The sequence below is a fragment of the Paenirhizobium selenitireducens ATCC BAA-1503 genome (genome assembly GCF_900492185.1).
GTDB classification, from domain to species: Bacteria; Pseudomonadota; Alphaproteobacteria; order Rhizobiales; family Rhizobiaceae; genus Allorhizobium; species Allorhizobium selenitireducens_A.
The window spans coordinates 20748-43836 of sequence record NZ_UEYP01000010.1; the positions used below are offsets into that span (position 1 = coordinate 20748).

Consider the following 23089-nt stretch of genomic DNA (forward strand, 5'->3'; position numbering starts at 1 on the left):
AATGGTCGCAGGCAATGCGGTCTTTTGGCTGGGGATCAGCTCCAGCCGCCGCCATAGGTGCGATAGAAGACATGCAGGCCGATCCGGCCGACCTTCTTCATCGTGCGGGCCCAGCCCGGACGGACGTAGACGGCATGATAATGCGTGGAGGAGCCCACTTCCTTCAGCCAGATCTTGCCGGCAGTGACGGCAAGCGCCACTTCGCGGGCGACCTTCCAATGATGCTGGGAGTTCACCCGGTCCTTGATGTTGTCGCAGGCGAAGGAGAACTGGCAGCGGTTGCGCCAATCCTCGTTCTGGTAGACGACGCCGCAGATTGTCGCAGGATAGGCCGGATTGCGGACACGGTTGAGGATGACCTGGGCGACTGCCGCCTGGCCCTTGACCGATTCGCCGCGCGCTTCGAAGTAGATGCCGGACGCCAGGCACTGCTGCTCGCTGGCGGAGAACACCGAAGGCGGCAGGACGCTGGCTGCCCAGGTGTGGTCTTGCGGCCCGATCTTCGGCACGAAGCGGCCCGCATCCGGCTTCTTCGTCAAAACGGCGTCGAACGGCGAGACGCTGGCGAAATCCGGTTCGGGCGGTGCATAGGCGGTCGCCAGCACGTCGGCCTGGCGGTTGGTGACGAGCGAGGCGAGCATGGGCGGCACGCCGATGTCGGCCGCCGGTTCCTGCTTCTTGAAATAGAAGGCTGCGAGTTCGACCGGCTTGGCCTTGGAACGGACGAAAGCGGTCAGCTCGGTGGCTTTCTTCTTCGGACTCAAGAGAGAGGATGTGCGCTTCAGGACAGAACCAGCGGTGAATGCCTTGGGCGGCTGCATCGCCTCGACGGCGATCACCCTCCCCTTCTTCAGGCTGCGGGTCACCCGGTCTTCGTCCGGCAGCGGGTCGGCTTCGGTCTTGCCGCCGTCAAAGGCGATCTTGCGGCCGTCGGGAAGCAGTATGCCGCTGTCCTTGTTGAGCGCGGACGAGGCCTGATTGTCGGCAAAGGCGAGTTGCGCCTGATGGATGGACCCGACTGGCGATGTGGTCAGCACCATGCGCCAGTTGCTGCTGCCCCGGTCGGTGCCGGTAATCAGCCCAGCGAGGTCGGCCTGGGCGGCGATCGACGGAAAGGCAAGCCATGACACGAGGCCAAAGACCACGGGCGAAGTCCACTTCTCCACACGGGCGGCGGACAGCTTCAGCAAACGGCTTCTCGAACGCAAACCGGTACTCCATACGTTACCACGGCTATATTAGAGAAATATCCGGCATTAACCTTGATGCTTGGTTAATGGGCGTGCGGAGCGTGACGCGGCGGGCACAAAAAAGCCGCCGGGACACGGCGGCTTTCGGATCATTGCGGGGCAATGCCGCTAGATAATGACGTGAGAGCCCAGTTCGACCACGCGATTGGCCGGCAGGCGGAAATAGTCCGACGGGTCGGTCGCGGTGTTGGCGAGCGTGATGTAGAGGCGATCCTGCCAGTAGGGCATGCCGGATTTCGCATCCGGAACCAGCTTGCGGCGGCCGAGATAGAAGGAGGTCGACATGATGTCGAACTTCAGGCCGCCGCGCCGCAGGTTGGCCAGCGCCTTGGAGACATTCTGGTTTTCCATGAAACCGAAGCGGATCTCGACGCGCGAGAAGCGTTCGGACAACTGCTCCACGAGGAAGCGCTCCTCCTCGGTCGCCCTTGGCCGGTTCACCGTCTTGATGGTGAGGATGATATTGCGCTCGTGGATGACGTGGTTGTGCTTGAGATTGTGCAAAAGCGCCGCCGGTGCGGTCTGCGGATCGCTGGTGAGGAAGATCGCCGTTCCGGCAACGCTGACGGGCGCGTGCTCGCTCTTCTTCTCGATCGAGGCGATGAACGAGCCAAGTGGCACGTCGGCATGGCGGGTCTTGGCAAACAGGATCGCCGTGCCGCGGCGCCAGGTCCACATCACGACGGTGAAGCCGCCGGCGAACAGGACCGGCACATAGCCGCCGTCTTGCACCTTGAGCATGTTGGCGCCGAGGAAGACGAGTTCGAGGACGAAAAGCGGCAGCAGAAGGACGACCGACGTCGTGGCGCTCCAGTTCCACCGGGTGCGAACGAAGCGGAAGGCCATGATGGTGGTCACCACCATCGCCCCCGTCACCGAAATGCCATAGGCGGTCGCCAGTGCCTCGGAACTCTGGAACAGAACGACAAGCGCGAGGACACCCAGAAGCAGGAGCGCATTGACCGTCGGCAGGTATATCTGCCCAGTATGGGTTTCCGAGGTGAAGAGGATCTGCATGCGCGGCAGGAAGCCGAGATGGATCGCCTGGCGCACCAGCGAGAAGGCACCGGTGATCACCGCCTGGCTGGCGATGATGGTGGCGGCCGTCGCCAGGATGACGACCGGCAGCAGCGCCCATTCCGGAAACATCAGGAAAAACGGATCGGACGCGGCTTCCGGATGCTTCATCACCAGGGCGCCCTGCCCGAGATAATTGAGCACCAGGGCTGGAAAGACCAGCACGAACCACGCCCACTGGATCGGCCTGCGGCCGAAATGACCGAGGTCGGCATAGAGCGCCTCCGCCCCGGTCACGGTCAGGAAGACGGCGCCGAGCACGACGATGCCGAGGAAGCCCTCGCGCAGCAGGAAGGTCACCGCATGCCACGGATTGAAGGCGGCAAGGATGCCGAAGTCGTCGGCGATATGGACGATGCCGCCGATGGCCATGACCGCGAACCATACGGCCGTGATCGGTCCGAAGAACTTGGCGACGGCGCCCGTTCCGTGCGACTGGACCGCGAAGATTCCGATCAGGATGCCGGCGGAAATCGGCACGATGAAGCGCTCGAGGTCGGGCGTCACTAGCTTCAAGCCTTCGACCGCCGAGAGAACGGAGAGGGCCGGGGTAATCATCGAATCCCCGAGGAACAGCGCGGCACCGACAAGCCCGAGGATCATCAGCACAGAGCCATGACCCCCGACCTTCTTCGACAGAAGCGCCAGAAGCGATAGCGTTCCGCCTTCACCGTCGTTGTCGGCCCTGAGCAGGAAGAGCACGTATTTGAGCGTCACGATGATGGTGAGCGTCCAGATGATGAGCGAGATCAGGCCGATGATCTCCTCGCGTTCTATGCCCCCTTCGGCGATCGGCTTCAGCGCTTCGCGGAAGGCGTAAAGCGGGCTCGTGCCGATATCGCCATAGACGACGCCGACCGAGCCGAGGCCGAGCCAGAACAGAGTGCGGAAGTCCTTCGGGGCTGCCGGTACTTCGCTGATTTCTTGGGTCATGGGGCACCTGGCTCTTCAGAGCCAGCCTTTCCAGCGGAAGAATTGGAATGGAATGATCGCCGACAGCAGCATGGCGACGAGCGCAAGCGCGTAACCGAACTGCCAGTGGAGCTCCGGCATGAACTGGAAGTTCATCCCGTAGATCGAGGCGACCAGGGTCGGCGGCAGGAACACGACGGAGGCGATCGAGAATATCTTGATGATGGCGTTCTGCTCGACGCTGATCAGGCCGAGCGAGGCGTCGAGCAGGAAGGTGATGTTGTTCGACACGAAGCCGGCATGCTCGGACAGAGACTGGATGTCATGGGCGACGATGCGGCACAATTCATCCGCCTCCGGGTCCTTGCGGACCAGGGGCTGCGAGCGCAGGAAGGTGACCAGGCGCGACAGCGACATCAGGCTGTCGCGCGCCTTGCTGACCAGGCGGTGATGGTTCGCTATGTCGAGGAGCTTGTCTTCGAGGAAGCGCGGAGGCCGGCGCTTTGCGGCCTTCCTGTCAACGAAGACCTCGGCCGACAGCGCATCAAGACGCGCAACGCCGATCTCGAGCACTTCCGCCGTTCGATCGACGACGGTTTCGAGCAGGCGTCCCAACATTTCCGCGCCCGTCTGATACCTTCCGGGAACCCGCAGCAGTCCCGCGCTGAACAAGCTGAATGCGCGCGGTTCCGCATAGCGGATGGTGATGAGACGGTTGCCGCTGAGGATGAAAGCGACATCAGTCAGTTCCGGCAGGTCGGTTTCGACGTGATAGACCAGGGAACCGGTCATGAAGACCACAGCGTCTTCGACATAAAGCCGGCTCGACGGCTCGATGTCCTTCAGGTCATCGCGCGTTGGCAGGGGCACGCCGAGCAGCCGCTCGGCAAGCTCCTCTTCGGCCCGATCCGGATTGACGAGGTCGAGCCACAGGATGGCGGGGTCGAGATTGGTTCGCGGATCGCTTGCGGAGAAGATCTCCGCCGTGCCGTCGGGTCGATACGCCCTGATCAAATTCGAAACACTCTCATGGCACGCCGTTTCCCGGCAGAAGCTGATCACTGGAGGGCGACCAAACACCTCGCGGGAGAAAAATGCAAGGGCCTTGGTGCGGCAAGCGGCCGACCAGCCCCCAGGCTCCCTTTTGCCCAGCGTGCAACCGCGCGCAAGTCGTTTTGACCAAACGCCAAAGTTGACTTGGATCAAGGCACGGCAGGGGCTTGGCCCTAATATCGCCTCCGTTCCGATCATCGGAATCTTAACTTTGTGGAGGAAATCATGGCAGACAAGTCACCGAGTATTCTTCCGAGCCTCTGGTCCGACAATCCCTTCGCCGATTTGCGCAAGGAAATGGATCAGGTCGTCGAAAACTTCTTCGGCAAGAACAAGTTGCTCTCAGCATCCGAAGGCGAAGGTTTTCTGGCGCCATCGATCGACGTCGTCGAGAAGGACGACAATATCGTGCTGACCGCCGAACTTCCCGGCATTGCCGAAAACGACATCGACATCTCCATCCAGAACGGCGTGCTGTGCCTGAAGGGCGAGAAGAAGATGGAAAAGAAGGATGACAAGGACAATTACCATGTCGTCGAACGGCGCTATGGCAGCTTCCAGCGGTCGATGCGCCTGCCTTCGAGTGTCGACGAGGCTGCGGTCGCCGCCAAGTTCGACAAAGGCGTGCTGACCGTCACCATGCCCAAGAAGCCGAACACGGCTCCGGCCGAACGCAAGATCGCGATCGAAAAATAACAAGTGGTCGCGCTATCCCGCCGCCCCTGTCCGCCTGGGGCGGCGGTTGATTTCCCGCTGCCCGATCATTCCTACTCGAAGACGATCGAAGGGGCGGCGCGGCCGGAGCGGGCCTGAACCTCGTTCCACACCTTCTCGGCAATCTCGCGATAGACCTTGGCCTGAGGACCCTCCGGATCGGAGACGACCACCGGCGTGCCGGCATCCGACGTTTCGCGAATGGCGATCGTCAGCGGCACTTCACCGAGGAAGGGCACACCGATCTTGTCGGCCTCGGCCCGCGCCCCGCCATGTCCGAAGATGTCGTAGCGGTTTCCGGTATCGGGGGCGATGAAATAGCTCATGTTTTCGACGATGCCGAGAACAGGAACCTCGACCTTGTTGAACATGTTGAGGCCCTTGCGGGCGTCGATCAGGGCCAGATCCTGCGGCGTGGAAACGATCACGGCGCCGGACAGCGGGACCTGCTGGGCCATGGTCAATTGCGCGTCGCCGGTGCCCGGCGGCATGTCGACCACCAGCACGTCGAGATCACCCCAGGCGACTTCGCGCAGCATCTGCATCAGCGCCGACTGGACCATCGGTCCGCGCCAGATCATCGCCGTGCCCTCATCGACCAGGAAGCCCATGGACATGACCTTGATGCCATAGTTTTCCATGGGCACGATGATGCGATTCTCGATCTGCTGCGGACGGCCGGTTATCCCCATCAGCCGCGGCAGGGAGGGGCCGTAGACATCGGCATCGAGGATGCCAACCTTGAGGCCGTTGGCCTTCATCGCCAAAGCGAGGTTTACCGCCGTCGTCGACTTGCCGACGCCGCCCTTGCCGGAGGCGACCGCGATGATCGCGCCTATGCCGGGAATGGTCTGCCTGGCCGGGCGCTGGCCGGACGGCGCCTGGGCCGGGGCATGCGAATGGGCGTGCGCGGCAGGTTGCGGCCTGGCTGCGGGTGCGGCGCCCGCCTTGCGCTCGGCGGTCAGGCTGACCAACGCGCCCTTGACGCCGGGCATGGCCTTCACCGCACGTTCGGCAGCCTGGCGCAGCGGTTCGAGTTCGTCGGCGCGCTCGGCGGGCACGGTGATGGAGAAATACACCTTGCCGTCCGAGATGAAGACGTCGGAGACCATGCCGAGAGCGACGACGTCGCGTTCAAAACCCGGACCGCGCACGGTCTTCAGCGTCTCCAGAACCTGATCTCTCGTGACTGCGCTCATTCCACCCTCTCCGCATTCCGCTCCGCCCGGGAGCCGGTTGTGCTCTAGATAGTGGACGTGGGCCGCTTCGCCAACCGGAAAAGCACGCGCGTGGGCAGGCCAGCCTGCGGCGGAAGGTCCGGGCGACAGGTGCGCGGCGCACAAAGCCGAAAGCGGCTGCAAAAAGAAAACCGCCGCCAAATCATGCCCGGAGTGGCGGGCATTCTTGACGACGGCTTCCCTTGCCGCACCTTTTTCAGGTGACTTGCAACGTCCCCTCTGGACTTGTTTCCATCCATGCAGAAAGCGTGCCAGTCTGGAGACTGTCGGCTGTTCATGCCGGATTTCAAGGAGATAACGCGACGGGCGGATCAATTGCCATGGCAGGCTGCGGCCGGCCTGCCCGTGTTTTGTGCGGACCAATCGCGGCAAGAACAAATTTGAGGCAGTGCATGCCGGCCAGCGGAAAAGAGGGCGAGGATCCGAACGCCGGAGCAAGCGGCGGAACCCGCCCTACTTGATCAGTCCGAGCCTCAGCGCCTTGGCGACCGCCTGCGTGCGGTTCACGGTGTCGAGCTTCTTGGTGGCGCGGTTGAGGTAATGGTTGATGGTGTGCTCGGACAGGCCGAGGATCTCGGCGATCTCGACGCTGGTCTTGCCGGCCGCCGTCCAGTTCAGGCAGTCGATCTCCCGTTCGGTCAGCATGTCCGTCGCGCGGTTGTCGAGTTCGCGGATCTCGGCCAGTCGATTGTAGACATGAACCGAGAGATACATCAGCTCGATCATCTCGGCGGCCGTAAACTCCGGACGATCACCGGCGAAGGACACGGCACCGCGCATTCCGGAAGCGTCATGGACGGGAAAATAGGCGCCGCGCGGCATGCGGTAGCGCTCGAACATCGACTTCGAGATATCCGTCGTGCGCGCATCGCGCTGCTTGGCGACATGGTCGATATTGAAGGTGAACGGCGCGGTGGCGAGCCGCAGGCGTGTCAGGATCGGGCTCGAGGCCAGCAGCGCGGTCTGGTCGTATTCGGAGATGAGGTCCGCCGGCCAATTGGTGATGATCGAATTGCTCGACAGATCAAGCGATGTCGCCGCCGGCAGGTTCAGCACCATGAACGCGCGCGCACCATAGTGTTCCGTCAACCGCTTCATGAAACGGAAGACATCGAACTGGGTCTTGAATCCGGCGATCTCGGCGACGTAGTCCGCAATACGGTCGGCGCCATCAGTGTGCATCACATTCATTGTACAGTTTCTTCGCAAGGCCCCAGAATCAACAGGCGACAATCCCAGGCTGCACAAGATCCCGGCCTCCGGCGGAACCGAAGGCGGATTTTTTGCGCAGCTTGTCCGCCCCCCCTAGAAACGCACCCGACCACGCATGACAATCGTCAATTATGTTCTTCCCCACACCGCTTCTGATTGATGCGACCAGTCGTTTTTGACACGGAATGGAAGGTTTGTATCGACCGCGCCAGACCAGCCTGACGGATTGCCTACGAATCCAGCCTGCCGACGCAGTGGACAATAGCCGCAGAAATGGACCGCAGTCCAGCGACTAACTTTATTTTACGGTAAACCCCTGTCAATACGGGGTCGGAAAACCATTTGCATCGACACGCCCATTGGGAGAAGACAAGTGACGTCACACCATCCGTTTGTGGGGAAGGTCCTCGACGAGACGAAGCTGGCACTCGGAGAGGGCCCGCTTTACGATCCCGAACTCGACTGCCTCTGGTGGTTCGATATTCTCGGGCAGAGCCTCCGGCAGCGGCACTTCGACACCGGGGCAGTCACCACGCAGGATCTGCCCTTCATGGGCAGCGTGATTGCCCGGATCGATGGTCACCGCCATCTCGTGGCGTCCGACCGGGGCCTGTTCCTGCGCGAGGTCGGCTCCGGTGCGTTCAGCCCCTATTGTGAACTGGAGCCGTCGAGCCTCGGCAATCGTTCGAATGACGGGCGCGTGCATCCTTCCGGCACGCTGTGGATCGGCACGATGGGCAAGGATGCCGCAACCGGCGCCGGCGCTATCTATCATGTCGCCGGCCAGACTGTGACCAGGTTGTTCGACAAGGTCAGCATTCCCAATTCGATCTGCTTCTCGCCCGACGGTGCCACCGCCTATTTCGTCGATTCCAAGGTCAACACGCTGATGCGTGTTCCATTGGACGCCGCGACCGGCCTTCCGACCGGCGATGCCAGCCTGTTCATCGATGGGCGTGACCAGCCGGGCGTATTCGACGGCTCCGTCTGCGACGCCACGGGCGATATCTGGAATGCGCGCTGGGGCGGCGGCGGGGTGGACCGATATGATCCGCAGGGCCGCCACCTCGCCCGCTACGACCTGCCGGCAGAGCGCGTGACCTGCCCGGCCTTCATCGGACGCAATGCCGATCGGCTGATCGTCACCTCCTGCTGGGAGGGCCTCGACGACGCCGGACGCGCTGCCGATCCTCTGGCGGGCGCAACGTTCGAGTTGGGCGCAACCGTCGAAGGCCGCATCGAGCCCGCCTTCAAGCTCTGATGAATTCAAGCCGGCGGCAACCGCCGGCCCCTTTTAGCAGATCTACCGCGACACGCAAAATTGTTCCCCGCCAGGATGAAAATATTACCGGCAAGAGCGTGGGAACGAATAGGGACGACACGCATTTTCCTCTCGAACCGACGTGATCGGCTCCGCCCATCCAAAAACGGGCCAAGCCGACCGCGTCTTTCGCAAGACCATCTCAGAGGAAAGGTAGGTCCACCATGAAAAAGACCCTCAACGCTTTCGCCGCCGCTGTTCTGCTCGGCTCGACCGCAATCGCTCCGCTCGCCTATGCCCAGGATGCCACCGCTCCGGCCGCAGGTACCGAGGCTCCGGCCGCTACCGGCACCGAGGCTCCGGCCGTCGCTCCGATGACCGACACGGCGCCGAATGCTGCCGCAACGACGCCGTCCGATCCGGCTGCCGCCAATTCCAACATGGCTGCCACGACCGATACCTATCTGACCGAGCAGAGCGAAAGCCAGCTCAGCGCCAACAACTTCATCGGTCAGTCGGTCTATACCTCGGGCGATGAATCGATCGGCGAGATCAACGACCTGATCATCGAAGAAAAGGGCGGCATCGTCGCTGCGGTGATCGGTGTCGGCGGCTTCCTCGGCATCGGCGAAAAGGATGTTGCCGTTCCGATGAGCAAGATCACGGTCACCCGTGACGCCGACGATGCTGACGAGCTTCGCCTGACGACCATGGAGACCGCCGAAACGCTGAAGGGCGCTCCGGAGTTCAAGAAGCTCAACGACCAGGCTGACGCGGGTTCGACCATGACCCCGACCGACAACACCACCACCTCGTCGACGGTTACCAAGTAACCTGGAACGAGGGACGTGTTGACCCCATCGAGGGCGATGCTTCGGCATCGCCCTTTTTGCTTGTCTGGAAACGGGACCTGAGGCGGCTGTATCGTTTCAGGCGCTGGCTCGCTCGACGAGAGCGAATTCATGGTGGTGCGTATCGAGATAGCGCAGCGTTGCTGCGGCGTCCGCCGGCCTGCCGAAATAGTAGCCCTGCCCCATGCCGCAGCCCAGACGGCGCAGCTTTTCGGCTTCGGATGCGGTTTCGATGCCCTCTGCCACTACTTCGAGATCAAGCCCTTCACACATGGTGACGATCGCCTTGATGATGTGCTCCGACGTGCGGTCGGTGCTGATCGCCGAGACGAAGGCACGGTCGATCTTGACCTTGTCGAAGATAAAGTCGCGCAGCCGACCGAGACTGGACTGGCCGGTGCCGAAGTCGTCGAGGGAAATGCGGATGCCCGCCTGGCGCAGATCGTTGATGATGCGGCGTGCCGTGTCGGCCGAGGTCATTACCGCGGTCTCGGTGATCTCAAGTTCGAGGCGGCGCGGGTCGAAACCGACGGCCGACAGGATCGACAGCGTGTTGGAGGCCGTGCGCGGGTCCATCAGCTGGGCCGAGGACAGGTTGAACGACAGGAAGAGTTCGCGCGGCCAGGCGAGCGTCGCCTCCGCCGCCTTGCGCAACAAGGTCTCCGACAGCATGTCGATGAAGCCCCGCTCCTCGGCGAGCGGCACGAAAATGGCCGGCGAGACGAAGCCGAGATCCGGGTCGTTCCAGCGGGCCAGCGCCTCGAAGCCGAGGACGCGATTGTCGGCGAGCGAGACGATCGGCTGGAAATGGACGTCGACATTGTCGGTGATGATGGCATTGCGCAGCGCCTGCTCGAGTTGCGTGGCGCGCTTCATTTCCTGCGCTATCTCGCGCGAGTAGACGGTGATCTGGCCGCGGCCGCGGCGCTTGGACCGGTAGAGCGCCGTCTCGGCGCTCTTCATCAGCTCTTCGAAATCGGCACCGGCGAACGGATAGACGGCGAAACCAAGCGAAGCGGAGAGACGGACATTGCGATCGCCCAGATCATAGGGCGCCGACAGCACATCCTTGATCATCTGGCCGGTGCGCTCCGCACCAAGCCGCTCGAAAACGAGTGGCAAGATGATGGCGAATTCGTCCCCGTCGTGACGGGTGACGGTGGCGCCGTCGGGAACGCAGGCCTTCAGCCGATGCGCCACCTGGCAAAGGATCTCGTCACCGGCGACCGAGCCGAACAGATCGTTGATCGGCTTGAAGCCGTCGAGATTGACGATGGCGACCGTGAAGGGCGCCGGATCGGCCGCGCGCTCGCCGGCCAGCAGTCGAACCTTGTCGCGCAGCCGATACCGGTTGCCGAGGCCGGTCAGTTGATCGGTATAGGCCATCGCCTGAAGCTCGTTCTGGCTCACCTGAGGCAATGTTGGTCCGGCAGGGCCCATCGGCGCATCCTGGAAAGAATCCTCTTCACTCATTCGTGAGGATGAAAGCCAAACATTAAAAAATAATAGAGTTTCCGCAGAGTTGCGTCGTCGACCCGACCCATTATTTGGGGGGTTGACAGCACGATCAAAGGGCTGCGGCGCCCTTTTTGGCCGGAACGGCGCGGGTCAGCATCGCCTCGACGGCATCCGGGCTCAGCGGCTTCAGGATCACGTCGTTCATTCCCGCCGCGAAACACTCGTCACGATCACGCTCGAAAGCCTGAACCAGGACGCCGATCACCGGTGTGGTGCGCCCCGTGCCGCGTTCCATCTCGCGGATGCGGCGGCATGCCTCAAACCCGTTGACGACCGGGAGCGTGACGTCCATCAGCACGATGTCGGGCTTCAACTCGTCGCACAACCGCACGACTTCCTCGCCATCGGCGGCGATCCTGTAGGCATAGCCCAGCCCCTCGAGGATCTGCGCGAAGACGATCTGGTTGATGTCGTTATCCTCGGCGACCAGGACGAACGGCGCCGCCTGATGCTCGAGGGGAGGACTGCGTTCGGCTTCCGCGGCGTTGATCTGCCAATCATCGGCAGCTTCCTCCGGCTCCAGCCCGGCCAGCTTTTCCATCACGTGAAAGGCGAGTTCGGTATCGAGCTGGAAGCCGTCCAGCGTGATGGTGCCGATGCCGTAGGCATCTGCCACTTCCAGGCATTTGACGTCCATCTGCGTGTCGACCAGGATCAGATCGATCTTGACGCCGACCGAGCGGGCGACGCTGAGAAAGGCTTCCTGCTCGGCCGCATCGCGCACGCAGCAGGCGTCGAGCCCGAGGCGCTGCAGCGTCTTGAGGCTCTTCGCCTCGAAATCTGTGTCGCCGGTGACAAGCAGGGCCTTGCGGCCCTGCGGGGCGGCATTGTGTTCGTCACGCGCTCGGGCGTCTTCCGGCGGATAGGTTTTTCCGGAAGCCGACGAGAGCGTCGCATGGTCTCCGTCATCGGCTGGAGCCTGCGCCATGTCGTCGAAGCTGGTGACGACGAAATAGCGGCCGGGCTTGCCGACGCGCAGACTGCGCAGGACGACCCGGCGCACCATGCTCGCGACGGGCTGAAGCTCGACCGCCGTCGCCGAAGGCGTCCCGGTCTCCAGCACGTGCCGGGAAACGCTGGTCAGGCGCTCGGCAATATCGTCGGCAAATGCGCCTGCCAGTGGTCCCGCCAACACGCTTTCGGCCGAAATATCCATGAAGCGGCAGAAGGCCTTGTTGACCGCGACCATGCCGAGACTGCGATCCTGGACGAAGACCGGCTGCGCCAGGTTGTCGAGGATCTCCTCGGTCAGTTGCACGCGCTCGATGTCGGCGCGCCATTGCTCCTCGCGCTTCTTCTGCTCGGTGATATCGGTGATGACGCAGATACCGTGACCGGAGGCGAGCCTGCGCTTGGTGAGCCGGGTCCAGCGGCTCTGGCCGTCGCATTGCTGGACTTCGGAGCGTTCGCGCCAATGGGCGGAAATATGCTCGGCGATCCACTCTTCCCTGCTCTGCGCCGCATCGTCGCGACCGGCCGTCGCCGCGCCGCGCCAGCCGGCGTCATAGAGTGCCCCGAGATAGTCGCGCAGCCGCGTGCCGGGCGTAAAATACTGCGGGGGAACGGGGAAGTAGTTGCGAATCAGGCGGCTTGCGTAGATCAACTCATCGTTGCGATCATAGACGATGAAAGCCACGGCCAAGGCTTCCGAGACGGCGTCGAGCATGGTCGTCTGCAACGATGCATCCGATACCCCGCTCACCATCCATCATCCCCTTTTGGCCTGTCGTCACCAATACTGGTGCTACGCATCCACGATGTCGCTTCGAAAATGCCGGGGTGCAGGGCAACCCGGCCGAAGTCACTATGTCTTACGCAACGCAACCGGACATGCCGAAGGAAGCCTTGAATTGGCGAGGGGCGGAATGAAGGACGTTTCGGCACCGCCCCTCCCCCTGCTGACTAGGCAGCATTGCCGGAGAACATTTCAAGTCTGCGTTGAAACTATCGGCTCAAGCTTAAGGCGATCTTAATGGCCCATGCCAGTTGTCCCGCTTTCGCGCAACCGGTGCAGTTACCGCTTCCCTCGCAGCGACGAATCCTCGAAAATGCTCAAATGACCATCAAGCAACTCTCCGAAACACTCATCAACCAGATCGCCGCCGGCGAGGTCATCGAACGACCCGCGAGCGCGGCGAAGGAATTGATCGAGAACGCCATAGACGCAGGCGCCACGCGCATCGAGATCGCCACGGCCGGCGGCGGCAAGAGCCTGCTCAGGGTCGCCGACAACGGCTGTGGCATGGAGGCGGAAGATCTCGAGCTTGCCATCCGCCGCCACTGCACCTCGAAGATCAGCGACACGCTGTTCGACATCCGCTCGCTCGGCTTCCGCGGCGAGGCGCTGCCGTCGATCGGCTCGGTCGCCAGGCTCAGCATTGCCAGCCGAAGGGCCGGCAGTTCCGAAGGAGCCGAAATCGTCGTCGCCGGCGGCAAGGTTTCCCCCGTCCGGCCGGCCGCGGCCAATCCAGGAACGACGGTCGAGGTGCGCGACCTGTTCTTCGCCACCCCGGCCCGGCTGAAGTTCCTCAAGACCGAAAAGGCCGAGGCTGCCGCGATCACCGAAGTGGTGAAGCGCATGGCGATCGCCTTTCCGGCGATCCGTTTCGTGCTGTCGGGCAGCGACCGCTCGACGCTGGAACTGCCGGCGACCGGCGACGATCATCTGGCGCGCATCGCCCAGGTGCTCGGCGCCGATTTCCGCGACAATGCGATCGCGCTCGATGCGGAACGCGAGGACGTGCACCTTGGCGGCTTTGCCGGCCTGCCGACCTTCCATCGCGGCAATTCTGCCCATCAATACGCCTTCGTCAACGGCCGGCCGGTGCAGGACAAGCAGATCCTATCGGCGATCCGCGGCGCCTATGCCGAGACCATGCCGCAGGGCCGCTATCCCGTGGCGGTGCTGGCGTTGACGCTCGATCCGGCGCTGGTCGACGTCAATGTGCACCCGGCAAAATCGGATGTGCGGTTCCGCGATCCGGGCCTGGTGCGCGGCCTGATTGTCGGCGCCATCCGCGAGGCGCTCAAGCGCGAAGGGGACCGCGCCTCGACCACCGGGGCGGAGGGAATGCTGCGCGCCTTCAGGCCCGGTTTCCGCCCGACGGCTGCCGCGACATCCGGCGGCAATTGGAGTTTCCAGTCGTCGCCCTACCGGCCCTTCACTGCGCCCCATTCACAGGAGACGGGCAATACCGACTATCGACCGGGATTCGGCGAGGCGGCGCAGGCGTCCTTCGGCGAAACGGCGATGCCTGCGGCCCGCAGCGAAGGTCCCGGCGGGGGGCAAGCGCCGGGGGCACCGGGGGCGTCGGCGGAACCGGTCGCCTATCCGCTCGGGGCCGCCCGCGCCCAGGTCCATGCCAACTACATCGTCTCGCAGACCAGGGACGGGCTCGTGATCGTCGACCAGCACGCCGCCCATGAGCGGCTGGTGTTCGAGCAGATGCGCAAGGCGCTTTCCGGCCGCCGCCTGCCGTCGCAGGGCCTGCTGATCCCGGAAATCGTCGACCTGCCGGAGGAAGACTGCGACCGCCTCATGGTGCATGCCGCATCGCTCGAACAACTGGGGCTCGCCATCGAGCGGTTCGGGCCCGGTGCGATCGCGGTGCGCGAGACCCCGGCCATGCTGGGCGAGATGAACGTGCCGGGCCTGATCCGCGAACTCGCCGACGAGATTGCCGAATGGGATACCGCACTTGGTCTCTCGGCAAAGCTGGAGCATGTCGCGGCAACCATGGCCTGCCACGGATCGGTGCGCTCCGGGCGGCAATTGCGCGTCGAGGAGATGAACGCGCTTCTGCGGCAGATGGAGGAGACGCCGGGCTCGGGCCAGTGCAATCACGGCCGGCCTACTTATGTCGAACTCAAGCTCTCCGACATCGAGCGGCTGTTCGGGCGAAGCTGAAAGGGCTGGAAATCGCGACGATGGCGCGCTATGGCAGTTTCGTTACACGCAGGAGACCTCGCCAGATGAACCGTTTCGAAGGCGGAAGCCGGGAAGCCAAGATCCGCTACCTCGACGCGGACTTCCAGATCCTGTCGCCGGGCTCCTATGTCACCTGCGCGATCACCGGCCAGCCGATCATGATCGACGAGCTGAAATACTGGAGCGTCGCGCGGCAGGAACCTTACATCGACGCCGCCGCCTCTCTCGAAGCGGAAAAGCGGGCCGGCGCCCTTCCCAACCAGAAGCGCTGACAGGGCAGATTTTCCCTCAGCGCGCGGGCCTCTTCAGCCGCCGCGCCCGGCAGGTCTCGATGGCACGATCGATGATGAAGCCCGGCGCCTGGGGATCGTCGAAGGCCATCTCCACATCGACGACGCTCACCCGCCGCCGCAGTTCCTCTGAACGTCCATGGCCACCGATCAGCCGCACCATGTCCTTGGCAGTGGTCGCAAGGATCAGGCCACTCGCCTCGGCATGGGCGATCAGGTCGTCGATCTCGTCGTCGCTCAGATGGTGATGGTCGGGAAAGTCGCGCGTCGCGGCAATCTCGGCGCCGATCGATTCCAATGTTCGGTAGAATTTTCCCGGATCGGCAATGCCGGCAAAGGCGAGCACGCGGTGGCCGGCAAGCCCGGCATCGCCTTGCGGCCGAAGCTTCGCCACCATCACCTGTTTACCCGCCCTTGCCGCCTGACGCACGAGCCGGTCGGCGGCATTGCCGTCGCCCACCTTGAGGATGGCATCGAGATGCCGCATCTGCACGGCGATCGGGGCCCGCACCGGACCGCCGGGCACGATATGGCCATTGCCGATGCCGCGACCTGTATCGATCACCACCAGGGCGAAATCGACGGCCAGCCGGGCGCTTTGAAAGCCATCGTCCATGATGATGAGATCGACGCCTTCCTTGACCAGGCGTTCTGCACCGGCAACACGGCGTCGTGAAATGACGGTCAGCGCCTCGCGGGCGAGCAGCAGCGGCTCGTCTCCCACATCGACGGCGCGGTGGTGCTCGGGATCAACCACGGTGGTAACGTCGAGCGAACCGCCATAGCCACGACTGAGAAAGCCGGGTTTCAGCCCTTTCGCCTTGGCGGCGCGGGCGATCGTCAGGGCGGTCGGGGTCTTGCCTGCGCCACCGACGGTGAAATTGCCGACGCAGATCACCGGGACCGGCGGCGCGTGGCGGCGTTTCCGCCCCATGCGATAGCCTGCGATCCGGCCGTAAAGGAAGGAAAGCGGCGCCAGGCTCCAGGCACGCCAGTCGGGTTTCATCCACCAGAACGGCGGCGCTTCCGATACCATGTCTTGTGATTATCCTTGTTCCGGGGCTCTGTGCCAGGGCTTCGCACTGGCGGCAACAGAGCCAGACCGCATGGCCTTCGTCAAGTCGAGTGCCCCATTCCAGGACAGGTCTATCAGTCGAGAACGGCCTCGAGCTCGGTGATATCGTTGAGAAGAATGTCGCATGCCTCTTCGAGGGACTGGCGCGACCCGGTGCCGGAAAGCACCGCGACCTTGAGCCCCACACCGGCATTGCGGCCCATGTGAAGGTCGTGATTGTTGTCGCCGACCACTGCCACCTGATGCGGCGCAAGCCCGGTCTCGGCGCAAAAGCCCAGGACCATGCCAGGGCCGGGCTTGGAGCCGTGGCCGCTGTCATAGCCGGCGACGAAATCGACATAGTCGCCAATGCCGAAGCGCTGGACTGTAACTCGGATCGATCGCTCATTGTCGCTGGAGGCGATGCCGATTCTCAGGCCCCGCCGGCGCAGCCGGGCGAACAATGGCTCGAGTTCGGTTACCGGGACGGAAAGCTCGGCAGCGCTGGCAAAAAGATCATCGATCAGGGGCACGAGGACTTCCAGGTCGAAGGGCGCCCCGGCGGCGATCAGCCCCTCGCCGATCTCGCGGCTGTTGCCGGCCGCCAGCAAGCTGTCGGGCACGAGATGGCCGGACAGCGGGTCCATGCCGCAGGCGGCCAGCAGCCGGTCGGCGAGTTCCGCATCGCCGACGGCGGCGATCTGGGCCAGCTTTCGATTGACCGGCGCCCAGCTCGCGTCGAAATCGAGAAGGGTGCCGTCCTTGTCGAACAGGATGCCGGCAATGTTCGAGGGCGCAGCCAAGACGCGGTTGTCCTCCGCCACCATCAGGCGCGACCGGCGGCGCGCGGCTCGAGCCGGGCCTGGACCGTCAGCGGATTGATATAGGGCTCCAGGCCCTTGACCGTCGCCATCAGCGCACCGCGCATCTCCTGGATACTCTCCATGCCGGCATCGATCATCTTGTGACGGGCGAGGTCATTGGTCGTCAGGAAGTGCACGGCCTTGGCCAGCATTTCGGCGTCGCGGACGATGCGCGCGCTGCCGTTGCGCACCAGGCGCTGGTAGCTCTCGCGGAAGTTCCCGACCTTGGGGCCGGACAGGACGGCGCAGCCCAGCATGGCGGGCTCCAGCGGATTCTGCCCGCCCTCGCCGGTCAGCGAGCGCCCGACGAAGGCGATCTCGGTCAGGCGGAGGTAAAGGCCCATCTCGCCGATCGTGTCGCCCAAGAACACGTCTATATCCGGGGTAATGACGTCTTCGCGGGTGCGACGCGCGACTTTCAGCCCTTTTTCGATCATCATCGCCTCGATCTCGTCGGCACGCTCGGGATGGCGCGGGACGACGATTGACAAGAGGCCGGTATGCGCTTTGAGCGCACGATGGACCATGCAGCCGATCTTCTCCTCGCCTTCGAAGGTGGAGATCGCCGCCCAGGTCTTGCGCGGGCCGATTTGCTGTCGGTAGCGCTCCAGCACCGCCTCGTCGCAGGGCGGTGCATCACCGTCGACCTTGATATTGCCGGAGACGTTGACCGGCCAGGCACCGAGGTCGCGGAATCGCTCGGCATCGAGATCCGACTGGGCAATCACCAGCGCCAGCTTGGAGAACAGCGCCTCGGCGATCGAGGCATGGCGCCGCCAGCGGTCGAAGGAACGATCGGAGATCCGTGCATTGACGAGGATCTGCGGGATGTGACGCTTGTGCAGTTCCATCAGCGTGGTCGGCCAGATTTCCGATTCCACCGAGATCGCCACATCCGGCCGCCAATAGGCGAGGAAGCGCCGCACTGCCGGCTTGACGTCGAGCGGCACATATTGATGCAGGATCTCGCCGTCGAGACGGAAGCGGGCGAGCTCGGCCGAGGTGACGGTACCGGTGGTCAACAATACGTTGATGTCGCGCCGACGCAGTTCCCGCATCAGGGGGACGATGGCGAGCGTCTCGCCGACGCTGGCAGCGTGCATCCAGACCAGCGGGCCGGCAGGCCTGTCGATCGACGGATAACCGAAGCGTTCCAGGCGGCGGGCCCGATCTTCCTTGCCCTTGGCTGCGCGCAAGGCGAGCAAAGGCCCCGTCAGCGGATAGGCGGCAATGCCTGCCCAGCCGTAGGAGGCTATGATCAACGATGCAAGACCATCGCTCATCGCCATTGTGCGGGACCGTTTCTGTTCATCATGGACGCCATTTCGCCCTTTCCGGGGTGTGGCTACGCAATAGTCAGATGCTTCAAAACTACGTTTTAAAAGTGACAGGCGGCAACGGCGCGGGACTTCGTCCACAGGCCGTTGCCGAAAAAAGTCTTCAGCTCTCGATGGTCTTGCCGCCCGGGGTGAGCAGGCGGTGCATGTGTACGATGAAATAGCGCATATGGGCGTTGTCGACCGTCTGCTGCGCCTTGGCCTTCCAGGCAGCGAGCGCGCTTGCATAGTCGGGGAACATGCCGACGATGTCGAGCGCATTCAGGTCGCGGAACTGAACGTCTTCCAGGCTCGACAATTCGCCTCCGAAGACGAGGTGAAGAAGCTGCTTCTTATCGCTGGATTCCGTCATTCTCGGTTTCTCTCAATTCGGATTATCTCCCACCTTCCTCTGCTCGATTTCGCGGAAAAGGTCAACCGCGCGGCAGGAGAAGCAGGTGTTTCAGCAGGTCCGGCAATTCGGCGTCGGTGGCGGCGCACAGCTCGCCATGGCTCACCTCCGTCCGATTGTAGCGCAGCCGCTCGCCGGCAAGATCGACAAGCCGGCCACCGGCCCGTTCGAGGATGAGGTCGGCGGCGGCGAGATCCCAGTCATGGGAATTGCGCTTGACCAGGGTGGCATCGATCCGGCCCTCGGCGACCATGGCCAACCGATAGGCGAGCGAGGGAATGTGCTCGACCCGCTCGATGCGGGCGCGGATGACCGCATCAAAGGCGGAGACGATGTCCTGCGGGGTGGCAACGCGCAGGCGTTCATCCGGACGATGCGGCGCCACGGTGATCGGCTGACCGTTCTTCAATGCCGGGCCATCGCCGCAGGCGGCAAATTCCTCGTCGAGCGCCGGGGCGACCAGAACGCCGGCCACCGGCCTGCCCTGATGCACCACCGCGACGCTGACGCACCAGGTCTTGCGGCCGTTGATGAAGGCCCGCGTGCCGTCGATCGGGTCGACGACGAAGAGCGTCTCGCAGTCGAGCCGCGCCGGATCGTCGTCGGTCTCTTCCGACAGCCAGCCATAGGTCGGGCGGGCCTTGCGCAATTGATCCTCGAGGCAGCGATTTGCGGCATAGTCGGCGGCGCTGACCGGCGAATGGCCCTCGTTCTTCCACCAGACTTCCGGCGACTGGCCGAAATAGCTCAGCGCCACCGCGCCGGCCTCACGTGCGGCCGTGGCGATCAGCGTCATGTCCGCCTGCCAGTCGAAGGTCTTCTTACCCGTCATGTCCGCCTCTTTCGGCCCGCCGCTTCGCTCGCCCACCCGTCAGCGTCCGGCAAGGGTCATGCCCTCGATGGCGATCGTCGGGGCGGCGACGCCGAACTTGCGGTCGATGTCGCTTGCCGGCGTGACGCGCATGAACATGTCCTTGAGGTTCGAGGCGATCGTCACCTCGGAGACCGGAAAAGTGAGTTCGCCATTCTCGATCCAGAACCCGGTCGCGCCGCGGCTGTATTCGCCGGTGATCATGTCGACGCCCTGGCCGATCAGTTCGGTGACGTAAAAGCCGGTACCGACCTGGCGGATCAGGTCCTCGGCCGAGATCGTTCCGGGCTCGAGCGCCAGATTGGTGGAGGTCGGCGAAACCGAGGTGCCGCCGCGCGCGCCGCGGCCATTGGTGTGCAGACCGAGTTCGCGGGCCGCCGAACACGAGAGGAACCAGTGCTTCAGCACGCCGTCCTCGATCATCGTCAGCTTCTCGCCGCGCACGCCCTCGCCGTCGAACGGCCGCGAGGCGGAGCCGCGAATTTTGAGCGGATCATCGGTAATGTTCAGTCCGGCTTTAAGCACCTGCTCACCCATTCGGTCGCGCAGGAAGGAGGTCTTGCGGGCAACCGAGGCGCCATTGATGGCACCGGCGATGTGGCCGACGAAGCCGCGCGCGACGCGCGGATCGAAGACCACGGTGACGTCCTTGTCGGTCGGCACCTGGCGCGGGTTGATCCGCTTGACGACGCGCTCGCCGGCGCGGCGGCCGATGGCTTCCGGCGTATCGAGTTCTGCGAAATAGAGGCGGCTGTCGAAATCGTGGTCGCGCTCCATGCGCGTACCCTCGCCGGCGATCACGCCGACCGAACGGCTGAAGCGCGAGGCCATGTAGCTGCCGGAAAAGCCGTGTGAGGTGACGAGCACCATGCCGCCCATGCCGGCGGAGGCACCGGCGCCTACCGAATTGCTGACGCCGTCGACGCCCAGGGCTGCGGCTTCCATCGCAAGGGCCGCCTCGCGAAGCATGTCGCTCGACACTTCAGTCGGGTCGAACAGATCGAGATCGATGACCGAGCGGGCGAGATCCGCCTCGTCCGCAAGGCCGGCATAGGGATCTTCCGGCGAGACCCTCGCCATGGCGACGGCGCGCTCGGCCAGCACTTTCAGGTCGAAACCGGGATTGGCCGAGACGCTGGCGACCTTTTTGCCGATGAAGACCCTCAGCGAAAAATCGTCACCTTCGGAGGCATCGGTCTGCTCGACCTTGCCGAGGCGGACGCTGACAGAGGTCGAGCGGGAACGGACGACCACGGCGTCGGCGCTGTCGGCGCCGGCTTTGAGCGCAAGCGCGACGAGTTCCTCGGCACGGGAGAGGAGGCTGGCGGAATCGATCTGGCTGGACATGATTTGGCCTTTCATTCCCGCTCCATTTATTGTGCATTACGAAAGGCATCAAGGGTCGCCCGGTGATTCACCGGCCATAGGCGATCACAAACGCAGGAGAGCCACAGATTGTCGACCGGAGCCGAGGCGCTTTTCGCCGAAACGCTGCTGTTGCTCGGCGGCGCCATCGTCGCGGCACCGGTCTTCCGCAAGCTCGGGCTGAGCACGGTGCTCGGCTATCTGGCCGCCGGCGTCGTCATCGGTCCGATCGCCCATCTCATTACCGGCAGCGGAGACATTCTCGCCGTGGCCGAGCTCGGGGTGGTGTTCCTGCTGTTCATCATCGGGCTGGAACTGAAGCCGACGCGGCTGTGGCACATGCGCCATGACATATTCGGGCTGGGCACCGGACAGGTGGTGCTGACCGGTCTGGTGCTGACCGGTGCCTGCGTCATGGCAGGCCTCACGGACTGGCGCGGCGGGTTGGTGGCCGGCTTCGGCCTTGCGCTGTCATCGACCGCTTTCGCGCTGCAGATCCTCAACGACAACAACGAATTGAACAGCCGGCACGGACAGCGCGCCTTTTCGATCCTGCTCTTGCAGGACATCGCCATCGTCCCCCTGCTTGCCATGGTGTCGATCCTTGGCGGAAACACCGAAGGAGACGGGCAATCCGCGCTCGTCGACATCGCCATATCGATCGCCGCCATCCTGGCGACGATCATGGCCGGGCGTTTTCTGTTGACCCCGCTGTTCCAGGTGATCGCCCGCACCGGCGCGCGCGAGGTGATGATTGCCGCTGCCCTCTTCGTCGTCCTCGGGTCGGCCATGCTGATGCACGCGGTCGGCCTGTCCATGGCCATGGGCGCCTTCCTTTCGGGCGTGATGTTGGCGGAATCCTCCTACCGGCATGAGCTCGAAGCCGACATAGAACCATTCCGCGGCCTGTTGCTGGCGCTGTTCTTCATGGCGGTCGGGCTTTCCATGCAGCTTGACGTGATCTGGAACAATCTCGTCATCATCTTGATCGCCGTCCCGGCCCTGATGGCGATCAAGGCGGGCATTCTCTATGGCCTCTGTCGGGCAACGGGCTCCGGCCACAACGATGCGATCCGCATTGCGCTGCTGCTGCCGCAGGGTGGCGAGTTCGGTTTCGTGCTGTTCACCACGGCCGCCGTCGGCGGACTGATCAGCACCGCCACCTCGTCGCTGCTGATTGCCATCGTCACGCTCTCCATGGCGCTGATGCCGTTCGGCTCCATCATCACCCGCCGCCTGATCAGCGAGGAGACGCGCGAGGAGATCGAGGAGGATTTCGAGGGCGCCGGCTCCGATGTGCTGATCATCGGCTTTTCCCGCTTTGCCCAGATCGCCGCGCAGATCCTGCTCGCCAGCGGCCGCGACGTGACCATCATCGACGATTCTGCCGACCGCATCCGCCAGGCCGCATCCTTCGGCTTCCGCATCTATTTCGGCGATGGCGGACGTCTCGACGTGCTGCGGGCCGCGGGTATCGAGCGGGCGAAGGTCATCGCGGTCTGCACCCAGAAACGCGAGATCACCGACCGGATCGTCGACATGATCCGGGCCGAATATCCCGATGCGCGGCTGTTCGTGCGGGCTTACGACCGGGTCCACAGTATTTCGCTCAGAAAGCGCGACGTCGAATATGAGCTGCGCGAGACGCTGGAGTCCGGGCTTTTGTTCGGCCGTCGGACGATCGAGGCCCTGGGCGTCAGCGAGGACGAGGCCTATGCGATCGGCGAGGACATTCGCCGCCGCGACGAGGAACGGCTGAAGATCCAGGTTGCGGAAGGCCTGCACGCCGGCCGGCACATGCTGCATAACCGCCCGGTCCGCCCCGAGCCGCTGGTCAAGCCGAAACGGGCAACGGCCCTTTCGGAGCCCGACCCCGTCGATGCCGACCAGGACGGTGCCTGAGA

The 23089-nt window shown here is 63.7% G+C and carries 19 protein-coding genes; 6 read left to right on the forward strand and 13 right to left on the reverse strand.

Annotated elements, in window-relative coordinates; translation table 11 throughout:
• Positions 1-35: 35 nt before the first annotated feature.
• The 3 genes from RHIZ70P_RS16110 to RHIZ70P_RS16120 all read right to left on the reverse strand — a co-directional run bounded on the left by RHIZ70P_RS16110 (position 36) and on the right by RHIZ70P_RS16120 (position 4253).
• A complete protein-coding gene (locus RHIZ70P_RS16110; RefSeq protein WP_115671503.1) occupies positions 36-1190 on the reverse strand; it encodes a cell wall hydrolase in 1155 nt (384 codons plus the stop codon).
• A 168-nt stretch (positions 1191-1358) separates the two neighbouring features.
• Positions 1359-3260: a potassium transporter Kup gene (locus RHIZ70P_RS16115; protein WP_115671504.1), complete on the reverse strand. Its 1902-nt coding sequence runs from the start codon at positions 3258-3260 to the stop codon at positions 1359-1361.
• Between the two features lie 15 nt (positions 3261-3275).
• Complete coding sequence (locus tag RHIZ70P_RS16120) at positions 3276-4253, reverse strand: magnesium transporter CorA family protein (RefSeq protein WP_235842252.1); 978 nt, start codon at positions 4251-4253, stop codon at positions 3276-3278.
• A gap of 264 nt (positions 4254-4517) precedes the next feature.
• Here RHIZ70P_RS16120 and RHIZ70P_RS16125 point away from each other — a divergent pair, with 264 nt between their 5' ends.
• Positions 4518-4988, forward strand: a complete 471-nt coding sequence (locus RHIZ70P_RS16125; protein WP_115671506.1) for an Hsp20/alpha crystallin family protein — start codon at positions 4518-4520, stop codon at positions 4986-4988.
• 71 nt (positions 4989-5059) lie between these two features.
• Here the strand turns inward: RHIZ70P_RS16125 and RHIZ70P_RS16130 are convergent, their stop codons facing one another.
• Positions 5060-6205 carry an Mrp/NBP35 family ATP-binding protein gene (locus RHIZ70P_RS16130; RefSeq protein WP_115671507.1) on the reverse strand — a complete coding sequence of 382 codons (1146 nt, stop codon included), beginning with the start codon at positions 6203-6205 and terminating at the stop codon, positions 5060-5062.
• A gap of 492 nt (positions 6206-6697) precedes the next feature.
• Positions 6698-7435, reverse strand: a complete 738-nt coding sequence (locus RHIZ70P_RS16135; RefSeq protein WP_419178306.1) for a LuxR family transcriptional regulator — start codon at positions 7433-7435, stop codon at positions 6698-6700.
• Between the two features lie 394 nt (positions 7436-7829).
• On the opposite strand from RHIZ70P_RS16135, the gene RHIZ70P_RS16140 reads away from it, so the two are divergent.
• Together RHIZ70P_RS16140 and RHIZ70P_RS16145 are read left to right on the forward strand one after the other, a co-directional pair.
• Positions 7830-8717, forward strand: a complete 888-nt coding sequence (locus RHIZ70P_RS16140) for an SMP-30/gluconolactonase/LRE family protein (RefSeq protein ID WP_115671508.1) — start codon at positions 7830-7832, stop codon at positions 8715-8717.
• A gap of 224 nt (positions 8718-8941) precedes the next feature.
• On the forward strand, positions 8942-9550 hold the full coding sequence (locus RHIZ70P_RS16145) for a PRC-barrel domain-containing protein (protein WP_115671509.1): 609 nt from the start codon (positions 8942-8944) through the stop codon (positions 9548-9550).
• Between the two features lie 96 nt (positions 9551-9646).
• On the opposite strand, the gene RHIZ70P_RS16150 is transcribed toward RHIZ70P_RS16145, so the two are convergent.
• Together RHIZ70P_RS16150 and RHIZ70P_RS16155 are read right to left on the reverse strand one after the other, a co-directional pair.
• Positions 9647-11008, reverse strand: coding sequence for a putative bifunctional diguanylate cyclase/phosphodiesterase (locus tag RHIZ70P_RS16150; RefSeq protein ID WP_115671510.1), 1362 nt, complete (start codon positions 11006-11008; stop codon positions 9647-9649).
• Between the two features lie 127 nt (positions 11009-11135).
• Positions 11136-12764, reverse strand: coding sequence for a response regulator (locus RHIZ70P_RS16155; RefSeq protein WP_235842253.1), 1629 nt, complete (start codon positions 12762-12764; stop codon positions 11136-11138).
• Positions 12765-13142: 378 nt separating this feature from the next.
• On the opposite strand from RHIZ70P_RS16155, the gene mutL reads away from it, so the two are divergent.
• Positions 13143-14993 (forward strand): DNA mismatch repair endonuclease MutL, encoded by a 1851-nt coding sequence (gene mutL / locus RHIZ70P_RS16160; RefSeq protein ID WP_115671512.1) that lies wholly within the window; start codon positions 13143-13145, stop codon positions 14991-14993.
• A 65-nt stretch (positions 14994-15058) separates the two neighbouring features.
• Positions 15059-15286, forward strand: coding sequence for a DUF2093 domain-containing protein (locus tag RHIZ70P_RS16165; RefSeq protein ID WP_115671513.1), 228 nt, complete (start codon positions 15059-15061; stop codon positions 15284-15286).
• A 16-nt stretch (positions 15287-15302) separates the two neighbouring features.
• Here the strand turns inward: RHIZ70P_RS16165 and lpxK are convergent, their stop codons facing one another.
• The 6 genes from lpxK to RHIZ70P_RS16195 all read right to left on the reverse strand — a co-directional run bounded on the left by lpxK (position 15303) and on the right by RHIZ70P_RS16195 (position 21167).
• Positions 15303-16340 (reverse strand): tetraacyldisaccharide 4'-kinase, encoded by a 1038-nt coding sequence (lpxK, locus tag RHIZ70P_RS16170; protein WP_115671514.1) that lies wholly within the window; start codon positions 16338-16340, stop codon positions 15303-15305.
• 113 nt (positions 16341-16453) lie between these two features.
• Positions 16454-17161: an HAD family hydrolase gene (locus RHIZ70P_RS16175; protein ID WP_181904043.1), complete on the reverse strand. Its 708-nt coding sequence runs from the start codon at positions 17159-17161 to the stop codon at positions 16454-16456.
• Between the two features lie 23 nt (positions 17162-17184).
• Positions 17185-18504 carry a lipid IV(A) 3-deoxy-D-manno-octulosonic acid transferase gene (waaA, locus tag RHIZ70P_RS16180; protein ID WP_115671594.1) on the reverse strand — a complete coding sequence of 440 codons (1320 nt, stop codon included), beginning with the start codon at positions 18502-18504 and terminating at the stop codon, positions 17185-17187.
• A 157-nt stretch (positions 18505-18661) separates the two neighbouring features.
• Positions 18662-18910 carry a DUF4170 domain-containing protein gene (locus RHIZ70P_RS16185; RefSeq protein WP_115671516.1) on the reverse strand — a complete coding sequence of 83 codons (249 nt, stop codon included), beginning with the start codon at positions 18908-18910 and terminating at the stop codon, positions 18662-18664.
• Positions 18911-18971: 61 nt separating this feature from the next.
• Positions 18972-19781 carry a 3'(2'),5'-bisphosphate nucleotidase CysQ gene (locus tag RHIZ70P_RS16190; protein WP_115671517.1) on the reverse strand — a complete coding sequence of 270 codons (810 nt, stop codon included), beginning with the start codon at positions 19779-19781 and terminating at the stop codon, positions 18972-18974.
• 39 nt (positions 19782-19820) lie between these two features.
• A complete protein-coding gene (locus tag RHIZ70P_RS16195) occupies positions 19821-21167 on the reverse strand; it encodes a TldD/PmbA family protein (RefSeq protein ID WP_115671595.1) in 1347 nt (448 codons plus the stop codon).
• A gap of 108 nt (positions 21168-21275) precedes the next feature.
• Between RHIZ70P_RS16195 and RHIZ70P_RS16200 the strand changes: the two genes are divergently transcribed.
• The gene (locus RHIZ70P_RS16200; protein WP_115671518.1) at positions 21276-23087 is read left to right on the forward strand and encodes a monovalent cation:proton antiporter-2 (CPA2) family protein; all 1812 of its coding nucleotides are present in this window, start codon (positions 21276-21278) and stop codon (positions 23085-23087) included.
• Positions 23088-23089 lie beyond the last annotated feature (2 nt).

What these genes read in the sequence shown, in the direction of transcription:
- RHIZ70P_RS16115 (WP_115671504.1), bottom strand. Translation starts at nt 3,260, where the DNA reads ATGACCCAAGAAATCAGCGAAGTACCGGCAGCCCCGAAGGACTTCCGC.
- RHIZ70P_RS16125 (WP_115671506.1), top strand. Translation starts at nt 4,518, where the DNA reads ATGGCAGACAAGTCACCGAGTATTCTTCCGAGCCTCTGGTCCGACAAT.
- RHIZ70P_RS16130 (WP_115671507.1), bottom strand. Translation starts at nt 6,205, where the DNA reads ATGAGCGCAGTCACGAGAGATCAGGTTCTGGAGACGCTGAAGACCGTG.
- RHIZ70P_RS16135 (WP_419178306.1), bottom strand. Translation starts at nt 7,435, where the DNA reads ATGAATGTGATGCACACTGATGGCGCCGACCGTATTGCGGACTACGTC.
- RHIZ70P_RS16145 (WP_115671509.1), top strand. Translation starts at nt 8,942, where the DNA reads ATGAAAAAGACCCTCAACGCTTTCGCCGCCGCTGTTCTGCTCGGCTCG.
- RHIZ70P_RS16150 (WP_115671510.1), bottom strand. Translation starts at nt 11,008, where the DNA reads ATGGGCCCTGCCGGACCAACATTGCCTCAGGTGAGCCAGAACGAGCTT.
- mutL (WP_115671512.1), top strand. Translation starts at nt 13,143, where the DNA reads ATGACCATCAAGCAACTCTCCGAAACACTCATCAACCAGATCGCCGCC.
- RHIZ70P_RS16165 (WP_115671513.1), top strand. Translation starts at nt 15,059, where the DNA reads ATGAACCGTTTCGAAGGCGGAAGCCGGGAAGCCAAGATCCGCTACCTC.
- lpxK (WP_115671514.1), bottom strand. Translation starts at nt 16,340, where the DNA reads ATGGTATCGGAAGCGCCGCCGTTCTGGTGGATGAAACCCGACTGGCGT.
- waaA (WP_115671594.1), bottom strand. Translation starts at nt 18,504, where the DNA reads ATGAGCGATGGTCTTGCATCGTTGATCATAGCCTCCTACGGCTGGGCA.
- RHIZ70P_RS16185 (WP_115671516.1), bottom strand. Translation starts at nt 18,910, where the DNA reads ATGACGGAATCCAGCGATAAGAAGCAGCTTCTTCACCTCGTCTTCGGA.
- RHIZ70P_RS16190 (WP_115671517.1), bottom strand. Translation starts at nt 19,781, where the DNA reads ATGACGGGTAAGAAGACCTTCGACTGGCAGGCGGACATGACGCTGATC.
- RHIZ70P_RS16195 (WP_115671595.1), bottom strand. Translation starts at nt 21,167, where the DNA reads ATGTCCAGCCAGATCGATTCCGCCAGCCTCCTCTCCCGTGCCGAGGAA.